This is a genomic window from Dellaglioa sp. CoH-57-MRSF-21 (assembly GCF_056781915.1).
Window position 1 is genome coordinate 1 of sequence record NZ_JBXAXU010000037.1, and the last position, 603, is coordinate 603.

At 56.2% G+C, this 603-nt stretch carries 1 protein-coding gene; it reads right to left on the bottom strand.

What is annotated here, in order from left to right; all coding sequences use genetic code 11:
• Positions 1–603: hypothetical protein (locus AC1RPQ_RS07775; RefSeq protein ID WP_481762227.1), on the bottom strand; the 603-nt coding region annotated here is incomplete at both ends.

The following is a 603-nucleotide window of genomic DNA, read 5'->3' on the forward strand; positions in this document are numbered from 1 at the left end:
AGCGTGATCTGGACTTCTACATTCTGCAATTCGCCCTTGCGCTGCTCTTCGTGAAATGCGACCCACACATGCAGCGTACCGTTGCGCACATGTTCAAGCACCTTGTGCAAACGAGTCACGTACTGTGCCTTAGGGCGCTGTGCAGATTCCCAAATTCGCTTCCGGCGATGTTCGGTCATGGGCTCCGCGCCGGATTTCCATGACCATCGGGCTAGAACGCCACCACGATACTCGCGCGGTTCGATCACTTCTACGCATTGCTTCAGGTCTTGAAGAACTTTGGCGGGAGCTTTCACCGTGAGTGAGGTCTGAACACATTGACGCGCTTCGTCAAAGATCAACGAGATTCGATCCTTGCCGGGCATATCGAGACGAACCCGCAGCAAGCAGTCGTGCGTGCACAGAATCACGTCACCGTCCTCAGCCTTCTTGACGCGAAACGAACCTACAGAGGCACCGTTCAACTTGCCCTCTAGTTGCTGGGCTACAGCCAGATCATCAGATTCGGAGGCAATGAGATGAACGCGAGACGGGGCAGAAGGTTTGCGTCGCAGCAGATCGGCCCGGAACTGCGAAAGCAGACGCAGCGTAGGGGCCGCGTAC